Below are 18,772 nucleotides of genomic sequence, written 5' to 3'. Positions count from 1 at the left end.
CCCCCTCGCCACCCCACCCGGACATCCGCCCGCGTAGTCCTGCTCAAGGGGGCGCCGGACGCGCGAAGAGCCGTCCACAGGGCTGTGGACGGCTCTTCGCGGCTGCGGCCCCGATGGGGGCGCCGGGTCAGGCCAGTACGGCCTGGACCTCGAGCTGGAGTTCGACCTTGTCGCTGAGCAGGGCCTTCTCGCCCTTCAGCGGGATGTCGAACTCGATGCCCCAGTCCTGGCGGTTGATCGTGGTCTCGGCGGAGAAACCGGCGCGCGTCCCGCCCCAGGGGTCCTCGCCGACGCCGTTGAACTCCACCCGGAGGCTCAGCGGACGGGTGACGTCCTTGATGGTCAGGTCGCCGTCCAGGTAGTACTCGTCGCCCTCGGCCCGCACGCCCTTGGTGTTGAAGGTCATGGTCGGGTACTTCTCGACGTCCAGGACGTCGGCGGTGCGCACGTGCGCGTCCCGGTCGGCGTTGCGGGTGTCGAGCGAGGCCATCTTGATCTCGGCCGTGGCCGTCGACTCGCCCAGCTCCTCGGCGATCTGCACGGAACCGGTGAACTCGGTGAACGTCCCCCGCACCTTGGTCATCAGGTGGCGGATCACGAAGGTGACCTCGGAGTGCGAGGGGTCGATGTTCCAGGTCCCGGCCTTCAGCTCGGGGGCGACGGCAGCGATGCTCATGTGAACTCCTGTGGCTGATGTGTTTGAAACTTCAACGACCTCTGCCGAGGTTAGTTGAGGGTTCAAACACATGTCAATCCCCGATTGTTCCCGCGCTCCTCCGGGTTCCGGACGGTCCCTCCACATCCGGCCAGGCCGCGTGCCCCGCGGCGCGACACCGACCAGGATCGGCCCCGTGCCCGGGGGCCGTGGTCGTTTGTCGGTCACAACCGCTTGAATCTGATCATGACCGCCGTCGATCTCGCCCAGCGTCTCCCCTCCATCGCGACCGTCCGGGTTCTGAGCCAGTCCTTCGCCGTTCTGGACACGATCCTGAAACCGGACGGCCACGCCACTTACGCCTTCGACAGCCGGTGGGACGAGCACGAGGAGCTCGCCTCGATGGACAACGGCAGTGGCGATGAGTACTCGATCGTCTTCACCCCCGCCGGCGCGTTCGTCCGCGGATTTGATCATGAGGCTCCCATGAGCCCGTACGCCGACGAGGACTACGCGCCCTGGCCCGGCCTGGTCGAGTCGATCCCGGAGCAGTTCACGGCCCAGGCCAACGAACCGGCCTTCTGCCATGACGGGGACACCGGACCGTTCCTGGCGGCCACCATCTGCCTGTGGCGCCTGCACGACGATCCGTCCTGGCGAACCGGTGACATCGAGTTCCCGCCAGACGAGGACTGCATTGACCCGGACGGTTCGGCATGGATGTTCGGCCTTTTGGCCGAGGGCACGCCCGAGGCCTACCACGCCTACGCCACCGACTACTTTGAGGTCCCCGTCGACCTCGCCGCCGTCAGGGAGGTCTTCGAACACCACCCCCTGACCACCGACCTCGTCCGGCGCCTCAACCCGCACACCGACCTGACCTCGCTGGCCGAGAGGCTCGACACCATCGGCTACCCCTACACCAGATAAGGCGCATAGCCAGCCGTAGGACGCAGCGACCGGGCTCAGCCCGAGCCATCCGATCGCGCGGGCCTTCCACCTACAGCAGGAACGCGGCCATCACCAAGCCGAGAAGGATGAGCCCCAGCCCGGTGCCGACGAGTGCGCCGTGCACCATCCCCAGCGCGTACCGGTCGGACGTACCTCGGTGGCTGGCAGGCGCCCGGTTCGAGTAGCCGTTCATCCGAACCTCACCCGAAACCAGACCTTGACCTCGTCCATGGGCAGCATCTTGATGCCCCACTGCTGGCTGAACGCCTCCACCAGGTCCAGCCCACGTCCGCTCTCGGCGTCCGGTGCGGCGGGAGCCTGCTTCTGTGGTCGAGTCCCGCCGGGGCGCCCCTCGTTGTGGACGGCGACCTCCACCCATTCGCCGTCCACCGTGTAGGTCACCCGAACATGCAGGCCGTCGCCGTAGAGGACGGCGTTGCTCAGGACCTCCGACAGCGCTTGCAGAGCGTCACCGATGACCGGATGACCGTCCCCGAACTCTCGACCGAGCACGCCGCGCAGCCAGCGGCGTCCGACCGAGACGCTCTCCGGCTCGGACGGCAGCCGGATCGCCCCTTCGGCCGGTCTGGCCGCGGGCACCGTCCGGCGCCGTTGCTCGACCCGCGACGCCGGGCGCCTGCCCGCCCGTCCACCACCCATCCCCATCAGGCCAGTCCTCTCGCCATCGCGGACGCGCCCGGCCGAATACCCGGAAGATCCAAACACGCCACGTCATGAGTCGTTACGCTCCGAGTGTGCGTGACCATCCATGAGGTGGCAAGCGATTCAAGTGACCTAGGTCAAAAAATGTATGGTCACTCGCTGGACAAACTTCCCGGGAGGTAACGATGACGGCAAGACGGACGAGCCCCACGGTCCGCCGCCGACGCTTGGCCGCGATCATGCGCCAGCTCCGCAAGGACGCGAACAAGACCCGCGAAGAGGCGGCGACGTTCGCCGGCATCAGCCCCGTCACGATCAGCCGCATCGAGGCGGCGGCGCACAACCCCAAGCCCGGCGACATCGCCATGCTGTGCAAGCTCTACGCCCTCGGCGACCGGGAAACCGACGAACTGGTGACGCTGGCCCGCCAGTGCAGGGTCAAGGGCTGGTGGCAGAAGTACGACCTGCCAGAGATCGTCAGTGCCTACACCGGCCTGGAGGAAGAGGCCAGTACCACCCAGCAATACAGCGTCGACGTGCTCCCAGGCCTCCTCCAGACAGAAGCCTACGTCCGAGCCATGGCCGCAGCGGAACTGCGAACATACTCTGAGGAGGAGATCGACAGGATGGTCGCCGTTCGCATGAAACGTCAGGAACGTCTCGTAGGGGAAGACCCCCTGAAGAGCTGGTTCGTCCTCAACGAGGACGTGATTCGGCGGCGGGTCGGAGGTTCAGGGGTGATGCGCGAGCAACTTGAACATCTAGTGAGCGTTTCCCGCTGTGACAGCGTGGATCTTCAAATCCTTCCCTTTGCGGCCGGAGCGCACCCGGCGTTCGCCGGCGGCGGCTTCAGCATCCTCAGCTTCCCGGAAGCGCTGGACCCGGATGTCGTCTACCTCGAACTGCGGCTGAATGGCCTCTACCTGGAACAGCCAGCCGAGGTCGAGACTTACTCCGTGATGTTCGATCAGCTACGCGCAAGGGCTCTCGGCCCCGACGAAACGCGTTCGCTGATCAAGGATGCAGTTGAAAACTTCCCCTGAAAGAGATCGCGCAATGGACTTGGGCACTGAACTCACATGGCGTAAGAGCAGCCGCAGCGCGAACAACGCTGCGTGTGTCGAAGTAGCGTCCTGGAAGGTGAGCAGCCACAGCGGCAACGGCGGTGAGGCCTGCGTCGAGGTCGGCGCATGGCGCAAGAGCGCGCGCAGCGGGGGCAACGGTGGGTGTGTCGAAGTCGGGGGGTGTGACTGCTGTGGGACGGCCGTCCGGGACAGCAAGGATCCTGAAGGGCCGAAGCTGGCGTTCAGCGTCGCGTCCTGGCGAACGTTCCACGCTGACGTGCTGACGGGACGCTACGACCTCACGTAGCCGTCGCCCATGATGACCAGACAAGTACGTCCATGCGCTGTGGATGCCCCCTCCGCGCCGTAGGGTGCGCGGCATGACGGAACCTCAGCTCTGCTGGTGTTCACCGCAAACACCCCGGACCGCGAGGTCGGGATGGGCCTCCTGAAGTCCGCCGTTGCATGTGGACGCATTCGCGTGGCAACCTCCCGCATCCGCTTTCCTGGTCGGGGTGAAGCGATGTCGATACCGAGGTCGATCGACTGGGACAGCTAGAGGTCGCATGAGCGACGCCGAGGTGAGTGCTCTCAGGCGTTTGGGGCCTGGCCTGTGTCGCCTATGTTCGAGCGGGGGGCGTCCGCGAGGAGCCGGGCGGTCAGGTCGGTGAGGGTGACGGTGCCGGCCGCCACCGCCGAGTACAGCGACTCCAGGTCGTGGTACTCCAGTTCCCGTGCCGCCGTCAGTGCGGCGCCATCGGTCTCCAGGTCCAGCAGGTCCACCCCGGCCTCGGTGAGGGCGCCGGCGACAAGGCGGCGCCCGGCCTGACCGGCTGCCTCGTTGCGCCGCCCGGCCAGCCACTGCTGGATCTCCACCCGGGCGCGGCCCGTGCGGGCGGCGTCCAGCCACTCGTCCGCCGGGCCGGAACCGGGGCCCGTGAGGATCTCTACGACTTGCCCGTTCTCCAACGCCGCCGTCATCTGCACGAGCCGTCCGTTGGCGACCGCCCCGATCGCCGTGTGGCCCAGGTCGGTGTCGATCGCGTACGCGAAGTCGACGGCGGTGGCACCCCGTGGCAGCGGGACGACCTCACCCGACGGAGTGAACGACACGATGCCGCTACCGTGCAGATCGACCCGCAGGCTGGCGAGGAAATCGGCCGCCGGGGCGTGCGCCTGCCACGCCAGCAGGTTCCGCAGCCACTCCAGCTCCGGGCGGCGCGCGGCCTGCCGGGCCTCCCGCCTGGATGCGGTGGCGGCGTCCTGGATCTGGCTGACGATTCCGTAGTCGGCGATGCGATGCATCGACGGCGTGCGGATCGCCAGTTCCAGAGTCCCGGCGCCGGTGACCACCGACGTGTGCAGCGACCGGTACATGTTGTACTTCGGCAGCGCGATGAAGTCCTTCATCTGACCCGGCAGCGGCCGCCATACCCCGTGCACGACCCCCAGCGCCACGTAACACTCCTCGGGCGTCCCGTCCACCAGCACCGTGATGCGGGACACCTCACCGGGCTGCAGAGCGTCCGTCGGCTGCACAGGGTTTCTGCGGTGGTCCTGGTAGATCGAATACCGGTGCCGGTCCCGGACCACGACCTCGGCCCTGAGATTCGCGTCCGCCAGCGCCTTCTCCAGCCGCGCCACCAGGGGCCGGAGCGCAGCGGCGCGGTCCTCGGCGGTGGCCTCCATCGCCGCGGCGATCGCCTGCTCCGCCTCCGGCTGCAGGGTTGCGAACGCCACATCCTCAAGTTCCCGTTTGAAAACGTAGATGCCGAGCCGCTCGGCGAACGGAACCAGCAGTTCCATCGACTGCCGCGCGATCCGCTCCCGCTTGGACCGCTTCGGGTGGAAGCCCAGGGTCCGCAGGTTGTGTACACGGTCGGCGAGTTTGATCACGAACACCCGCAGGTCGTCGGCCGCCGCCAGGATCATCTTGCGGAACGTCTCGGCCTCGGCCCCCTCACCCCACTTGGACCCGTCCAGCTTGGTCACCCCGTCCACCAGGACGGCGACTTCCTCCCCGAAATCAGCATGGATCTGCCCCGACGTCAGATCGGTGTCCTCGACGGTGTCATGCAGCAGCGCCGCCGCCAGCGTCGCGGTGTCCACGCCCATCTGCGCCAGCAGGATCGCCACCGCCAGCGGATGCGTCACATAAGGGGCCCCCGACTTGCGGGTCTGCCCGCGGTGGTACAACTCCGCTACCGCGAATGCCCGGCGCAGCACATCCACATCAGCACGCGGGTAGAAACGACGGTGTTCGTGGATCAGCGGCTCCACAGCGGTATCGATCTGCGACGGTGACGATGGCAGGCCCGACCTCATCAGCCCCGTGAACCGTGTCGTGCGCTTGCCCGTCCGCCGTCCCGCGAGGTCGGCAGGCTCCATCGGTTCACTCGCCCCCTCACGCTTCGCTCCTCCTTCGATGTAACCACTGTCAGCGCAACCATCATCCCGTGGCGGTCGGCCCGGTTCCCGATCTCAGGAGGCGGTGGATTGGGGACGGCTGCCCTGTAGGGGGTGGGCGCTGCCTTGTAGGAGGACGTCGGCTATCTGGGGCGGGTCGTCGGACATGGGGACGTGGCCGCAGCCTTCCAGCCAGATGAAGCGGGCGTGGGGGAGGCGGCGCTGGGCGCGGATGGCCTGGCTGCGCAGGAGGAGGCGGTCCTTGGTGCCCCAGGCGATCGTGACGGGGACGTCGGCGCAGGCGCCGAGGAAGCGGGCGGTGCGGCCCGCGCGGAGGGTGGGTTCGAAGCCGCGGGCCTCGCGCATCGCGCGGGCGTCGCCCGCGAGGGCATCAATCTCCATCAGGTCTGGACGGCCGTAGATCATGCCGAACATGGCGTTGCGGCGGCGCGGGGAGCGGGCCAGGCGGGTGAGGAGCGTGTCGGGGACGCGGGCGCCCAGGCGGGACGCGCGCAGGACCGACGCCGCGTAGCGGAGTTCGAGGGAGTTGAAGAAGCCCGCGGGGGACAGCGCGGTAGCGGAGCTGACCAGGCCGCGGTCGGCGGCTTCGAGGGCGAACAGGCCACCCAGCGAGTTGCCCGCGATGTGCGGCCTGTCCAGGCCGAGATCCGCGAACGACCTGGTGAGGATGGTCAGGACGGTGTCCATGGTGTACGGGGTGCCGGGCGGGAGGGGCGGCGAGTCGCCGAAGCCCGGCAGGTCGACCGCGATGACGTCGCGTTCGGCGGCGAGCAGGTCCATGACGGGCGACCAGCCCTGCCGGCGGTGGCCGATGCCGTGCAGGAGGACGAGGGGCGGGCCGTCGCCGCGGCGTTCGAAGACGATGTCCACGAGCCGAGGTTAATCAGATGTTACTCGCCGGTCACTAGTGAGCCTGGTCACTTCCGCCGAGACCGGTCAGTCCGTGCGGCCGGGCGCCGCGGGTCAGGGCTGCGTCACCTCGGCCGGGCGGCGGTGCTCCAGGGCGGTGCGGAGCTGCGCCCGGCCGCGGTGGATGCGGGAGCGGACCGTGCCCAGCTTGACGTTCAGCGTCGCGGCGATCTCCTCGTAGGACAGGCCCTCGATGTCGCACAGGACGACGGCGGCCCGGTACTCGGGCACGAGGTCGTCCAGTGCGGTCTGGATGTCGTGGTCCAGGTGCCGGTCGTCGTAGGCCTGCTGCGGAGTCGGCTCCCGGCCGTGCAGGCGTTCGGCGGCGTCGTCTCCGAGGGAGTCGAAGCGGATGCGCTGCTTGCGGCGTGCGCGGTCGAGGAACAGGTTGGTCGTGATCCGGTGCAGCCAGCCTTCGAACGTGCCGGGGCTGTAGGAGGACAGCGACCGGAATACCCGGATGAAGACGTCCTGGGTCAGATCCTCGGCGTCGTGCCGGTTGCCGGTCAGCCGGTACGCCAGTCGGAACACCCTGGTGGAGTGCTCGCTGACGATCTCGTCCCACGTCGGCGGGGTCCACGCCATCGTGCCTGCGCTCACCACTACCCCCGTCTGATACTTAATCGTTACGGCCAAGCATGCCGGTACCCGGATAAGAGCCGTGTAAGGACCGCCGGTGTGGCCGGATCAGGCACCCGGATGGTGACACATATGTGACCCATCTCATTGGACCTCGATTACAACAAGGATTGAGTTCGCCGTCTCCGCGCGTGGAGGATCGGAGGCGGTACCCACCCCGACATGCGAGGACGTGCATGGTGCGCAGCTACAACCTGGCCGACCTGCTGGAGATCCTGGCCGCGGCCGGACCCGACCGTCCCGCGCTGGTGGCGGGCGCGGAGCGGCGCACGTTCGCGCAGCTCAACGAGCGTGCGAGCAGGGTCGGGCACCATCTCGCGGCGGCGGGAGTGGGGCCGGGCGAGCATGTCGCCATCCTCGCCTACAACCGTGCCGAGTGGATCGAGGCGATGCTCGGCGTCTTCAAGATCCGGGCGGTGCCGGTCCCGGTGAACTTCCGGTACGTCGCCGCCGAGCTGCGGCACGTCCTGTCCGACTCCGACTCGGTCGCGATCATCGGCGAGCGTTCGCTCCTGGCGAAGACGGAGGAGATCCGCGGGGATCTGCCGAAACTGCGCCACATCGTCGTCCTGGAGGACGGGGCGGCGGACGACATCCCGGGCGCGGTCGAGTACGAGGAGGCGCTCGCGGCCGCGGACCCGGGCGACGCCTTCCCGGAACGCTCGAACGACGACCGCTACATCATGTACACGGGCGGCACGACCGGCTACCCGAAGGGCGTCGAATGGCGCTGCGAGGACATCTTCTTCGGCGCGCTCGGCGGCGGGAACGTCCTCGGCGACCCGATCGGCAGCCCGGAGGAACTCGCCGCCAACGCCGAACAGCCCGCGATGGCCGTGCTCGACTGCGCGCCCGTCATGCACGGCGCCGGGCAATGGGTCGCGTTCATGGGTCTGTTCAGCGGCGCCAAAGTCGTCCTTTACACCGACCACGCATTCGACGCGGACAAGGCGCTCCGGCTGCTCGGCGAGGAACAGGCGAATGTGATGATGCTGGTCGGTGACGTGATGGGCCGTCCGGTCGCGCAGGCGCTGGCCGCCGGCGACTACGACACCTCCTCGCTGATGGCGATCGCGTCCGGCGGCGCTCCGCTGACCGAGGGCGCGAAGCAGGCCCTCCAGGAGCAGTTGCCGAACGTCATGTTCCTCGACAACTACGGCGCCACCGAGACCGGTGCGTGCGGCCCGTCCGTCGGCGGCAAGGAGGGGACGGCCCGGTTCATGATGAAGCCGGAGATCACCGTCCTGGACGACGACCTGAAGACCGTCGCGCCCGGCGAGATCGGCAAGCTCGCCCGCAGCGGCCACATCCCGCTCGGCTACTACAACGACCCGGAGAAGACGGCGACGACGTTCTTCACCGACGCCGGCGGCACCCGCTGGTCGATCCCGGGCGACTTCGCCTCCCTGGAGGAGGACGGGACGATCGTGCTGCTCGGCCGCGGCTCCCTGGTGATCAACACGGGCGGGGAGAAGGTGTACCCGGAGGAGGTCGAGGTCGCGCTGAAGGACCACCCGGACGTGTACGACGCGGTCGTGGTGGGGCTGCCGGACGAGCGGTTCGGGGAGCGCGTCGCCGCCGTGGTCGCGCCCCGCCCCGGCACGGCGGTCACCCTGGAGGAACTGACGGAGTACTGCCGCGGCCGCCTCGCCGGCTACAAGCTGCCGCGCCAGATCCAGGTGGTGGACGAGGTGCGGCGCACCGCCGTCGGCAAATCCGACTACAAATGGGCCAAGAGCGTCCTGGCCTAAACGGGAACGCCTATAGAGCCGACCCCTTATACCACGTCAGGCGGCTTATTCCGCGGCGCGCACCGGTCAAGAAATGATTGATGCCGATGGAGCGTGCCTTGAGCGCGTTCCGGCGAATAACTTCCTCATGAATGGGGATCGGCTGATTCCGCTCGCGCGGCGGTATAGCCTGCTCTCTGTGGTCGGCAGGGGCGGCATGGGCACCGTCTGGCGCGCCTACGACGAGATGCTCGACCGGGACGTCGCCGTCAAGGAGGTCCGCCTCCCCGGCCGCATCACCGAGGGCGAGCGCCGGGTGATGTGCCGGCGCCTGCTCGCCGAGGCCCGCGCGACCGCCGCGCTGAAGCATCCCGGCGTGGTCGCCGTCCACGACCTCATCATCGAGGACGGCCGTCCCTGGATCGTCATGGAGTTCGTCGAGTCCTGCTCGCTGAACCGGCTCGTCGCCGAGGACGGCCCGCTCGGCGTGCGCCGGACGGCGGAGATAGGCGCGGCGGTCCTGTCGGTGCTGCGCGCGTCGCACTCCGCGGGCATCCTGCACCGGGACGTCAAACCCAGCAACGTCCTGGTCTGCGACGACGGACGAGTCCTGCTCACCGACTTCGGTCTGGCCGTCCACATGGCCAACGGCCGCGAGACCGCAGACACGATGCCGGCGGGCATCGAAGGCTCTCCCGCCTACCTCTCGCCAGAGCGCGTGAACCGCCTGCCCGGTGCGGAGGCGTCCGACCTGTGGTCGCTAGGAGCGACGCTCTACATGGCGGTCGAGGGTTTCTCGCCGTTCCTGCGTTGCCACGCGCTGGCGTCCATGATGGCGGTCCTGCTGGGCGACTACGCCCGTCCTGTACGGGCGGGGCCACTGACTCCGGTCATCGAAGGACTGCTGCGTCAACGGCCGGAGGACCGCCTCACGGCCGACGCCACGGCCGAACTCCTCCGGGACGTGGTCGGGACCATCCCGGAACCGGGCGCCACGGTGGCGACGCTGAGCCCCGTCCCGCACGGGAGCCGCGGCTTCTCCGCGAGGCGGCTCGTGCTGCGCCCCGGTGTCTCGTGGGCACAGCGGGTCTCCTGGGCACAGCGGGTCTCGTGGGTGCAGCGCGTCCCCTGGGTGTCGCGGGACGCCGCCAGGTCACGCGTGTTCAGCCGGTCGCGCGTGTTCAGGGGGCCGCGCGTCCCGTGGACGCTGCGCGGCGGCAGGCCGCCCGCAGACCCTCGGGACGCCCCGGCGGCCCCGTGCGGTTCGCGGCGGGCCCGCGGCTGGTGGCGGCATCGCGACGCGTGGGCTCCCCGTCATTCGGCGCAGCGGCCCGGAGCGAAGGAGTGGCGCGTCCGGTGGCGGCCGGTCGTCCCGGCGCTGGTGGCGGGACGGCGGGTGCGTCCGGGCGCCGTCGCGGGCGTGACCGTCCTCGCCGTGCTCGCGGCGGGCACCGGCACCTGGGCGGCCCGGTGGACGGCGGTCGGCAAGGGCGATTCGGTCGCGCTGCGGCCGGCGGCGGGCGTGCCGGCCAAGACGACGACGCACCGGGAGGCGGGCGCTTACACGGTTCGCGTGCCGGCGGGGTGGCGGGCGGAGCGTAGCGGTTCCGTCGTGCGGTGGAAGGACGTCCACACGGGCCGGGGGCTGCGCATCGCCCCTGCGCCCGGGGATCCCCTGGCGGGGCTGCGCGCGGCGGAGCGCGAGGCCGTCGCGGAACACCGCTACCCCGGATACCAGCGGCTGCGGCTGCAGCGCGTCCCCGAGGTCATCGCCGGGGCCGCGGAGTGGGAGTTCACCTGGAAGGGCGAAGCCACCCGCACCTTCGAGAAGGGCGTCCGGCACGTGCTGTGCGGCCGGGCGGCGGGATACGAGTTCTGCTTCTACGCGCCCGATCGGCTGTGGACGCCGGGCCAGCGCCTCTACGACAAGATCCTTGATTCGTTCCGTCCCGACGGGACCTGAGACCCGGGACCGAGGCGGTCCGGCGGCCGGTCAGGTCGTCTGCTGCAGCCGGAGGAGGAACTCGGCGTTGGACGAGGTGCCCTTCATCTTCTCCAGCAGCTGCTCGGCGGCCTGCTGTCTGTCCAGCCCCTGGAGGGCGCGGCGCAGCCGCCAGGAGAGCGCGAGCTCTTCGGGGGACATGAGCAGCTCGTCGCGGCGCGTGCCGGACGCCTCGATGTCGACGGCGGGGAAGATGCGGCGGTCGGCGAGGCCACGGTCGAGCTTGAGCTCCATGTTGCCGGTGCCCTTGTACTCCTCGAAGAACACGTCGTCCATGCGGGACCCGGTCTCCACCAGCGCGGTGGCGAGGATGGTCAGCGACCCGCCGTTCTCGATGTTGCGGGCGGCGCCGAAGAACTTCTTCGGCGGGTAGATCGCGGTCGTCGCGACACCGCCCGCCAGGATGCGGCTGCTGGACGGCGCCGCCAGGTTGTAGGCCCGGCCGAGCCGCGTGATGGAGTCGAGGAGCATGACCACGTCGTGGCCCTGCTCGACGAGGCGCTTGGCCCGCTCGACGGCCAGTTCGGCGAGCGCGGTGTGGTCCTGCGCCGGGCGGTCGAACGTCGAGTGGATCACCTCGCCGCGCACCGACCGCTCCAGGTCGGTGACCTCCTCGGGGCGCTCGTCGACGAGCACGACCATGAGGTGCGCTTCGGGGTTGTTCTGCGCGATCGAGTTGGCGAGGGCCTGCAGCACCATGGTCTTGCCGACCTTGGGCGGCGACACGATCAGCCCGCGCTGCCCCTTGCCGATCGGCGCCACCAGGTCGATGACGCGGGTGGCGAGCGCGCCGGTGTCCAGGCGCAGCCGCTCGTCGGGGAACAGCGGGGTCAGCTTGCCGAACTCGGGCCGGCCGGCCGCCTCGGCGGGCGGCAGCCCGTTCACGGTCTCGACGCGGGCGAGCGAGGAGAACTTGTCCCGGTTGGACTTCGGCGGCCGAGCGGTGCCGGTGACGGCGTCGCCGGGACGCATGTTGTCGGCCTTGATCTGGGCGAGTGAGACGTGCACGTCGTCCGGGCCGGGATGGTAGCCGGACGTGCGGATGAACGCGTGCTTGTCCTGGACGGCGAGGATGCCGTGGAAGGGAACGACCGGCGCGTCATCGGCGGGACGCCGTCCCTGGCGCCCGCTCTTGCGGTTGCCGGGCGCGGGCACGCCGTGCGCCTTCTGGTCCGTGGCGCGGCGTTCGGCGGCGGGACGTTCGGTGGTGAGGGTGGAAGCGGACATGTGGGTCCCTTCTCAGGCCGGCGCGGTACGTCGCGCGGGCCCGGGGTCGAATTCCGCGTACGGCGGCGGAGTCCGCGGCGCGTACGCGTGAGAAATGAGAAATGCAGCTCCGTTCACGGGGCTGACGTCGACTCCCTCGTGCGGCGGTCCGGGACATCGGCCTGCATGTACCGAACCGGAATAGTCACCGGGCTCTCAGATGGCCCGGGCGGGGAAGAGGCGCCCACGCCGCGAATCGCGGCAACTCGAAGGCGCTGTCTCGACAGTACAGCACTCCGGGACGGTTTCGCATTCCCGGAGGCCGGTGACGATGTTCATGCAGGTGGTCCCCCTGTGGATGCCGGAGGTGGTGGCCGGACGTGAAGTACCCCGGAAACCGGCCCGGTGAACCCGGCTTCGTACGATGAGCCGCGTCGAAGCATAGGGGGAACGATGGTCACCGGGCTCCACGCAGAGGTAGCCGAGGGGGTCGGGACGATCACGATCGACCGTCCGGCCAAGCGCAACGCCATGTCGGCGGACATGTGGCGGGCGCTCCCCGCCATCCTGGACGATCTGGCCGCGAACAGGACCGTGCGTGTCGTGGTGCTGACGGGGGCGGGCGGGAACTTCTGCGCGGGCGCCGACATCTCCGAACTGGCCGACATCCACCGCGACGACGACTCGCACCTGTCGACGGTCGCCGAGCGGGCCCTCGCGGCGTTCCCGAAGCCGACCCTCGCGGCGATCGAGGGGTACTGCGTCGGCGGCGGCTGCCAGCTCGCCGCGGCCTGCGACCTGCGGTTCGCGGCGGAGGGCTCCCGGTTCGGGGTCACTCCGGCGAAGCTCGGCATCGTCTACCCGGCCCCCGCGACGACCCGGCTCGTCCGCCTCGTCGGCCCGTCGGCGGCGAAGTACCTGCTCTATTCGGCGGACCTGGTCGGCGCCGGGCACGCGCTGCGGATCGGGCTGCTGGACGAGGTCGTCCCGGCGGACGGCCTGCGCGAGCGGGTCACCGAGTTCACCGAGACGCTCGCGTCCCGCTCCCTGCTCACCCAGCGGGCGACCAAGGACATCGTGGACGCCATCGCCGCCGCCGGCCCGGTCGAGGAGAGCGCCCGGCGGTGGCTGGCGGAGGTGGCGGCCAGCGGCGAGGTCGAGGAGGGCATCGCCGCGTTCCTCGAACGCCGCCCACCCGACTTCCCCTGGACGGCCCCGGCCCGCTGAGCCGCCCGAGGTCACCTGGGCGGGTTCCGGCCGCCGAGTGCGGTCAGGTCGCAGAACCGGCTCGCGGGGAGCCGGCGCAGGCGGCGGGCGGCGGCGGACGGGTCGTCCAGCAGCCCGGCGCTTTCGGGGCGGAGCAGTTCGGCGAGGGGGAGCACCCCGCACATCAGCGACTCCGAGGTCCGGACGACGAGGAACGGCCCGATCTGCGCCCCGCCCCGGTCGGTGTCGCGCAGAGCGGCCAGCAAGGGACGGATCTTCTCGATGGATGCCGCGGAGTCCGCGCGCAGCGCCCGCACCAGATCGGTGAAGTCGTGTTCCAGTCCGCGGGGGCTGCGGCCCGACAGGTAGTAGCGGTCCCGGTCGGTCATCTCCACGCGCAGCCCGTGCTGTCCGGCGAACCGCTCGAACGGGCCGGTCAGCGCGGGCCGCACCGCGGACGGCTGGACCGCGAGGGACCCGGCGATCACGTCGGCGGGGTCGCCGCCCAGGGACGCCGCGACGGCCTGGTCGAGCCGTCCCAGCAGGTGCGCGCGTAACCCGGCGACCTCGGCGGCCAGCCGTTCCACGGCCTCGCGCTGCAGGTCGGCGGCCTCCCGCTGCCGGTTGAGGCGCTGGTTGACGTCCGGCACCAGCCGGTCGTTGATCTGCGAGATCAGCGACCGGATCCGGGCGTCGGCCTCGCTCAGCGCCTCGCGGTCGCGGTCCTGTTCCCGCGTCAGCCGGTCGAGCCGCTCCACCTGGGACGTGCGGAAGTCCTCCAGCTCGTCCCGCGTCCCCTTCAGCGCGCGGAGCTGGGTGCGGATGTCGGCGATCTCGGGGGCACCCGGCGTCCGCTTGCGCTCGAACGCCAAATACAGCTCGCGCCCGGCGATCGCCAAGCAGAGCAGGACCAGGATCACGGTCATCGCGCCCTCCCGGGGCCATCTCGCCGAGCAACCTATTTCACCCGGCGCGGGCCCGGATAGACCGATATGGCGGAGAGGGGCGGCCTCGGGGGCCGGGTCAGCGGTTGAGGTAGGCGAGAACCGCGAGGACGCGGCGGTTGTCGTCGCCGGTGACGGCCAGGTCGAGCTTGGTGAAGATGTTCGCGGTGTGCTTGGTCACGGCCCGCTCGGTGACGACGAGCCGCTCCGCGATCGCGGCGTTGGAGCGTCCCTGCGCCATCAGCTCCAGGACCTCCATCTCGCGCGGGGTGAGGCGTCCCAGCGGCGTGTCGCGGGTCTGGCTGGCGACGAGCCGGGAGACGACCTCCGGGTCCATCGCGGTGCCGCCCGCCGCGACCCGGCGGATCGCGTCGACGAACTGGGCCGCGTCGAACACCCGGTCCTTCAGCAGGTAGCCGATGCCGCCGCCGCCGTCCGCGAGCAGCTCCCGCGCGTAGAGCTGCTCGACGTACTGCGACAGCACCAGGACGGGCAGCGCCGGGATGTGCCGGCGCGCCTCCAGCGCCGCCTGCAGCCCCTCGTCGGTGAAGGACGGCGGCAGACGCACGTCGACCACCGCCACGTCCGGGCGGTGGTCGAGCAGTGCCTTCAGGAGCGAGGGGCCGTTGTCGACGGCGGCCGCGATCTCGAAGTCGTGCGTCTCCAGGAGGCTGACCAGTCCCTCTCTCAGGAGAGCGAGGTCTTCGGCGAGGACAACGCGCACGGCAGCTCCATGGTCACGATCGTCGGGCCGCCCACCGGTGAGCTGAGGGCGAGGATCCCGTCGAATGTACCGATCCTGCGCTCGATCCCGCGCAGCCCCGTGCCGCCCTCCATCGTGGCGCCGCCCTGGCCGTCGTCGGTGACGGTGATCCGCAGCATGCCGTCCGCGTGGCGCACGTCGATCCAGACGTTGGACGCGCCGGAGTGCTTGGCGGCGTTGGTGATGATCTCCGAGACCGCGAAGTAGGCGGCGGACTCGACCGGCGGCTCGGCCCGCCCGGCCATCTCGACCGTGACGTCGGGCCGCATCGGGTGGTCCAGGGCGAGGGCCTTCACCGCGTCGCCGAGCCCGCGGTCGGCGAGCACCGGCGGGTGGATGCCGCGGACGAGGTCGCGCAGCTCGTGCAGCGCCTGCGCCGACGACTTGCGGGTCTCCGACAGCAGCAGCCGCGCCTTCTCCGGGTCCTTGTCGAGCAGGTGCTCGATCGCGCCGAGGCTCATGCCCATCGCGACGAGCCGGGCCTGCGCGCCGTCGTGGAGGTCCCGCTCGATGCGGCGCAGCTCGGCGGCGGACGCGTCCACGGCCTCCGACCGGGTCTCGGTGAGGCGCTCGACGCGCAGCGCCAGCTCCGTCTTCTTGGTGGGCCCGAGGATCAGCTTGCACCAGCGCCCGTACACGTCCAGCAGCTTCGGCGCGACGGCGAACCCGGCGGCGATGAACGCGGTGGCGACGGCGACGGTGGCGGCGCGCAGCCCGGCGTCGTCGGCATAGCCGGGCTGGACGTGGACGAAGGTGTACCACTCGTTGCCGTCCTTGTCGGTGATGAACCCGCCGGCGAACGCCGCGAGGAGGTAGCCCCACAGCCCGTACGCGATGAGGAGGGCGGGCAGCATCGCGGTGAACACGATCACGATCGGGTCGGTGGCGGTCCACAGGTAGTCACGCCAGGTCGCCGCTTCGACGAACCGGTCCATGAACCGCTTGAGGACGCCGCCGGCGCCCTCCTCGTACTTGGGTTCCGGCAGGTAGGGGCTCTGGATCTTGACGCCGGTGTGCCGGGCCATGTGGTCGCGGTACTCGTCGAGCCGATTGCGCAGCATCGTCACCGCGGACGGGAACAGCAGCACCCCGATAACGCTCGTGATCATCGAGACCACCGTGATGAACCACAGACCGAGGAAGAACGCCGGGATGCCCAGCACCCACAGCTTGACCCCGCGCCATGGGGCCCTGACGTGCTGTTGCAGTCGTGTCTCTTTCACCATCTCGCCGTTCACCGTGGTCCTCCGCAGGTCGCTTGCCGTCTGGTCTCCAGTCTTCTGGCGAGCGGCCTTCAGCACAGTGTGCCCGCAACCCGGACCAGGGGTGTACCTGAGTGCACCTCTGGACGCCGTTTAGAGCCATGTCACCGCACTGGGGTCCTCCATAGCGTCGATGGCTGTCGGCCCGTACTCCAAACACCAGGGACCCCCCATGAAACGAAATCTCGCCGCCACGCTCGGAGGATGGAGCGCACGGCACCGCCTGGCGGCCATTCTCGGCTGGCTCGTGTTCGTCGTCCTGGCCACGCTGCTCGGCGGAGCGGCGGGCCAGATCACGATGGAGGACCACGAAAAGGGCGCCGGGCAGTCGGCGCGGGCGGAGCGGATCGTCTCCGAGGCCGGTATCGACGACCCCGACCAGGAGACGGTGCTGATCTACGGCGGGACGCACGCGGCCGGGTCGCCCGAGATGAACCGGGCCGTGACCGGCGTCCGGGCGAACGTCCAGGCCACCGGGAAGATCACCGACCTGCGGCCGGCAGTGGTGTCCGAGGACCGCCGGCACGTGATCGTCCAGTTCACCCTCAAGGACACCGCGGACGGCGCCGGACCGGACGGGGCGTCCGATCCGCTGCCCGCGATCCTGGACGCGGTCGACAAGGCGCAGCGCGACAACCCGTCCGTCGAGATGGGGCAGTTCGGCGGCGCCAGCACCGAGGCCTGGATCGACGAGGCGATCGGCGAGGACTTCAAGCGCGCCGAGATGACGGCGGTGCCGCTCGCGCTCGGCATCCTGCTCATCGCGTTCGGCGCCCTGCTCGCGGCCGTGCTGCCGGTGATGCTGGCGTTCACCGCGTTCCTCGCCGCCGGCGGCCTCCTCGCGGTGACCAGCCACGCCATGCACGTCGACTCGACGACGAACTCGGTGATGCTGCTGATGGGCCTCGCCGTCGGCGTCGACTACTGCCTCTTCTACCTGCAGCGGGAGCGGGAGGAACGCCGCAAGGGCCGGGACCGGGAGACGGCACTGGCGATCGCCGCGGCGACGTCCGGGCGTTCCGTGCTCGTCTCCGGCCTCACCGTGATGGTCGCGATGTCCGCGATGTTCCTGTCCGGGCTGCTGCTGTTCAAGGGCTTCGCCATCGCGACGATCCTCGTCGTGTTCATCGCGATGCTCGGCTCGGTGACCGTTCTGCCCGCGCTGCTGTCCCTGTTCGGCGACAAGGTCGACTTCGGCCGCGTCCGGCTGCCCCGGCGCCGCGAGCGCCGGCACGTGGCAGGGCGCGGCGGAGTGGTGGGGACGCTGCTGAAGCCCGTCCTGGCACGTCCTGGGGTCGCCGCGCTGCTATCGGCCGGGATCCTGCTGGCCCTGGCCGCGCCCGCGCTCGGCATGAAGACCGAGCAGCTCAGCGTCGACCAGCTGATCCCGGCCGACGAGGAGGTCTCGCGGACCTACACCCGGCTGAACGAGACGTTCCCCGGCAGCGTCGGCCCGGCGGTCGTCGTGCTGAAGGCGGACGACATCGGCGCACCGCAGGTCAAGGCCGCGATCGGCGACCTGAAGCGGCAGGCCGTCGCGTCCGGTGAGATGAACGACCCCATCGAGGTCACCGTCCACGAGCGGGCGAACATCGCCGAGATCGAGATCCCGCTCGCGGGGACGGGCATGGACGCGACGTCCGAGCACGCGCTGGAGACGCTCCGGGAGGAGATCGTCCCGCAGACGGTCGGGCAGGTCGGCGAGGCGCCGGTGGCGGGGCAGCTCGCCTGGTCGCTCGACTACAACGACCAGCTCAAGAGCAGCATCGTGCCGGTGTTCCTGTTCGTCATGGGCATCACGTTCCTGCTGATGCTCGTGTTCTTCCGCTCGCCGCTGATCGCGGCCACCTCGATCGTCCTCAACCTCCTGTCGGTCGGCGCGGCCTACGGCGTGATGGTCGCGGTGTTCCAGCACGGCTGGGGCGACTCCCTGGTCGGCACGACGGCCCCCGGGGCACTGGAATCCTGGATCCCGCTGTTCGTCTTCGTCGTCCTGTTCGGGCTGTCGATGGACTACCACGTGTTCGTCGTCTCCCGGATCCGCGAGGCGTACGACCGCGGCCTGGACACCACCCGCGCCGTGGGCGAGGGCATCCGCGCCACCGCCGGCGTCGTGACCAGCGCCGCCGTCATCATGATCGCCACGTTCGCCATCTTCGGAACGCTCTCCATGCAGGCCTTCAAGCAGCTCGGCGTCGGCCTGGCGGTGGCGGTCCTGATCGACGCGACGATCGTCCGCGTCGTGCTCCTCCCGGCCGTCATGTCCCTGCTGGGCCGCTCGAACTGGTACCTGCCCCGCTGGCTGGCCTGGCTCCCCCACATCTCCCACGGCGAGCCCACCACCCCCGAAC

General features: G+C 70.1%; 16 protein-coding genes and 1 pseudogene. 7 read left to right on the top strand and 10 right to left on the bottom strand.

Features of this window, described 5'->3' with window-relative positions:
- Positions 1–127: 127 nt before the first annotated feature.
- Positions 128–676 (bottom strand): YceI family protein, encoded by a 549-nt coding sequence (locus E1285_RS33210; RefSeq protein WP_132158537.1) that lies wholly within the window; start codon positions 674–676, stop codon positions 128–130.
- Positions 677–901: 225 nt separating this feature from the next.
- Between E1285_RS33210 and E1285_RS33205 the strand changes: the two genes are divergently transcribed.
- The gene (locus E1285_RS33205; RefSeq protein WP_207946996.1) at positions 902–1,585 is read left to right on the top strand and encodes a hypothetical protein; all 684 of its coding nucleotides are present in this window, start codon (positions 902–904) and stop codon (positions 1,583–1,585) included.
- A gap of 70 nt (positions 1,586–1,655) precedes the next feature.
- On the opposite strand, the gene E1285_RS45875 is transcribed toward E1285_RS33205, so the two are convergent.
- A complete protein-coding gene (locus tag E1285_RS45875; RefSeq protein ID WP_165966858.1) occupies positions 1,656–1,799 on the bottom strand; it encodes a hypothetical protein in 144 nt (47 codons plus the stop codon).
- On the bottom strand, positions 1,796–2,272 hold the full coding sequence (locus E1285_RS33200) for an ATP-binding protein (RefSeq protein ID WP_132158536.1): 477 nt from the start codon (positions 2,270–2,272) through the stop codon (positions 1,796–1,798). Before E1285_RS33200 ends, E1285_RS45875 begins: the two co-directional genes overlap by 4 nt.
- 224 nt (positions 2,273–2,496) lie before the next feature.
- Between E1285_RS33200 and E1285_RS33195 the strand changes: the two genes are divergently transcribed.
- Together E1285_RS33195 and E1285_RS33190 are read left to right on the top strand one after the other, a co-directional pair.
- Entirely contained in the window at positions 2,497–3,312 is an 816-nt protein-coding gene (locus tag E1285_RS33195; RefSeq protein ID WP_243723221.1) for a helix-turn-helix transcriptional regulator, read from the top strand.
- A 97-nt stretch (positions 3,313–3,409) separates the two neighbouring features.
- Complete coding sequence (locus E1285_RS33190; protein WP_279510113.1) at positions 3,410–3,640, top strand: DUF397 domain-containing protein; 231 nt, start codon at positions 3,410–3,412, stop codon at positions 3,638–3,640.
- A gap of 284 nt (positions 3,641–3,924) precedes the next feature.
- Here E1285_RS33190 and E1285_RS33185 read toward each other — a convergent pair whose 3' ends face one another.
- The 3 genes from E1285_RS33185 to sigE form a co-directional block, all read right to left on the bottom strand.
- The gene (locus tag E1285_RS33185) at positions 3,925–5,721 is read right to left on the bottom strand and encodes an HD domain-containing protein (RefSeq protein WP_132158533.1); all 1,797 of its coding nucleotides are present in this window, start codon (positions 5,719–5,721) and stop codon (positions 3,925–3,927) included.
- A 93-nt stretch (positions 5,722–5,814) separates the two neighbouring features.
- Entirely contained in the window at positions 5,815–6,630 is an 816-nt protein-coding gene (locus E1285_RS33180; RefSeq protein WP_132158532.1) for an alpha/beta hydrolase, read from the bottom strand.
- Positions 6,631–6,723: 93 nt separating this feature from the next.
- Positions 6,724–7,254: an RNA polymerase sigma factor SigE gene (gene sigE / locus E1285_RS33175; protein ID WP_132158539.1), complete on the bottom strand. Its 531-nt coding sequence runs from the start codon at positions 7,252–7,254 to the stop codon at positions 6,724–6,726.
- Between the two features lie 230 nt (positions 7,255–7,484).
- On the opposite strand from sigE, the gene E1285_RS33170 reads away from it, so the two are divergent.
- Together E1285_RS33170 and E1285_RS33165 are read left to right on the top strand one after the other, a co-directional pair.
- Positions 7,485–9,059, top strand: a complete 1,575-nt coding sequence (locus E1285_RS33170; protein WP_132158531.1) for an acyl-CoA synthetase — start codon at positions 7,485–7,487, stop codon at positions 9,057–9,059.
- Between the two features lie 73 nt (positions 9,060–9,132).
- Complete coding sequence (locus E1285_RS33165) at positions 9,133–11,001, top strand: serine/threonine-protein kinase (RefSeq protein ID WP_132158530.1); 1,869 nt, start codon at positions 9,133–9,135, stop codon at positions 10,999–11,001.
- 30 nt (positions 11,002–11,031) lie between these two features.
- Here the strand turns inward: E1285_RS33165 and rho are convergent.
- A pseudogene (gene rho, locus E1285_RS33160) lies at positions 11,032–12,117 on the bottom strand (transcription termination factor Rho); the annotation flags it as partial.
- A gap of 582 nt (positions 12,118–12,699) precedes the next feature.
- On the opposite strand from rho, the gene E1285_RS33155 reads away from it, so the two are divergent.
- A complete protein-coding gene (locus E1285_RS33155) occupies positions 12,700–13,473 on the top strand; it encodes an enoyl-CoA hydratase/isomerase family protein (protein ID WP_132158528.1) in 774 nt (257 codons plus the stop codon).
- Positions 13,474–13,484: 11 nt separating this feature from the next.
- Here the strand turns inward: E1285_RS33155 and E1285_RS33150 are convergent, their stop codons facing one another.
- The 3 genes from E1285_RS33150 to E1285_RS33140 all read right to left on the bottom strand — a co-directional run bounded on the left by E1285_RS33150 (position 13,485) and on the right by E1285_RS33140 (position 16,397).
- A complete protein-coding gene (locus tag E1285_RS33150; RefSeq protein ID WP_132158527.1) occupies positions 13,485–14,378 on the bottom strand; it encodes a hypothetical protein in 894 nt (297 codons plus the stop codon).
- A 97-nt stretch (positions 14,379–14,475) separates the two neighbouring features.
- Complete coding sequence (locus E1285_RS33145) at positions 14,476–15,120, bottom strand: response regulator transcription factor (protein WP_132158526.1); 645 nt, start codon at positions 15,118–15,120, stop codon at positions 14,476–14,478.
- The gene (locus E1285_RS33140) at positions 15,084–16,397 is read right to left on the bottom strand and encodes a histidine kinase (protein WP_243723220.1); all 1,314 of its coding nucleotides are present in this window, start codon (positions 16,395–16,397) and stop codon (positions 15,084–15,086) included. Before E1285_RS33140 ends, E1285_RS33145 begins: the two co-directional genes overlap by 37 nt.
- A 196-nt stretch (positions 16,398–16,593) precedes the next feature.
- Between E1285_RS33140 and E1285_RS33135 the strand changes: the two genes are divergently transcribed.
- The coding region (locus E1285_RS33135) for an MMPL family transporter (RefSeq protein ID WP_132158525.1) at positions 16,594–18,772 on the top strand (2,179 nt) is incomplete at its 3' end.

Source organism: Actinomadura sp. 7K507, from assembly GCF_004348425.1.
Classification (GTDB): domain Bacteria; phylum Actinomycetota; class Actinomycetes; order Streptosporangiales; family Streptosporangiaceae; genus Spirillospora.
Note: the sequence above shows the minus strand (reverse complement) of the source record. Positions and strands in the feature narration are given on the sequence as shown.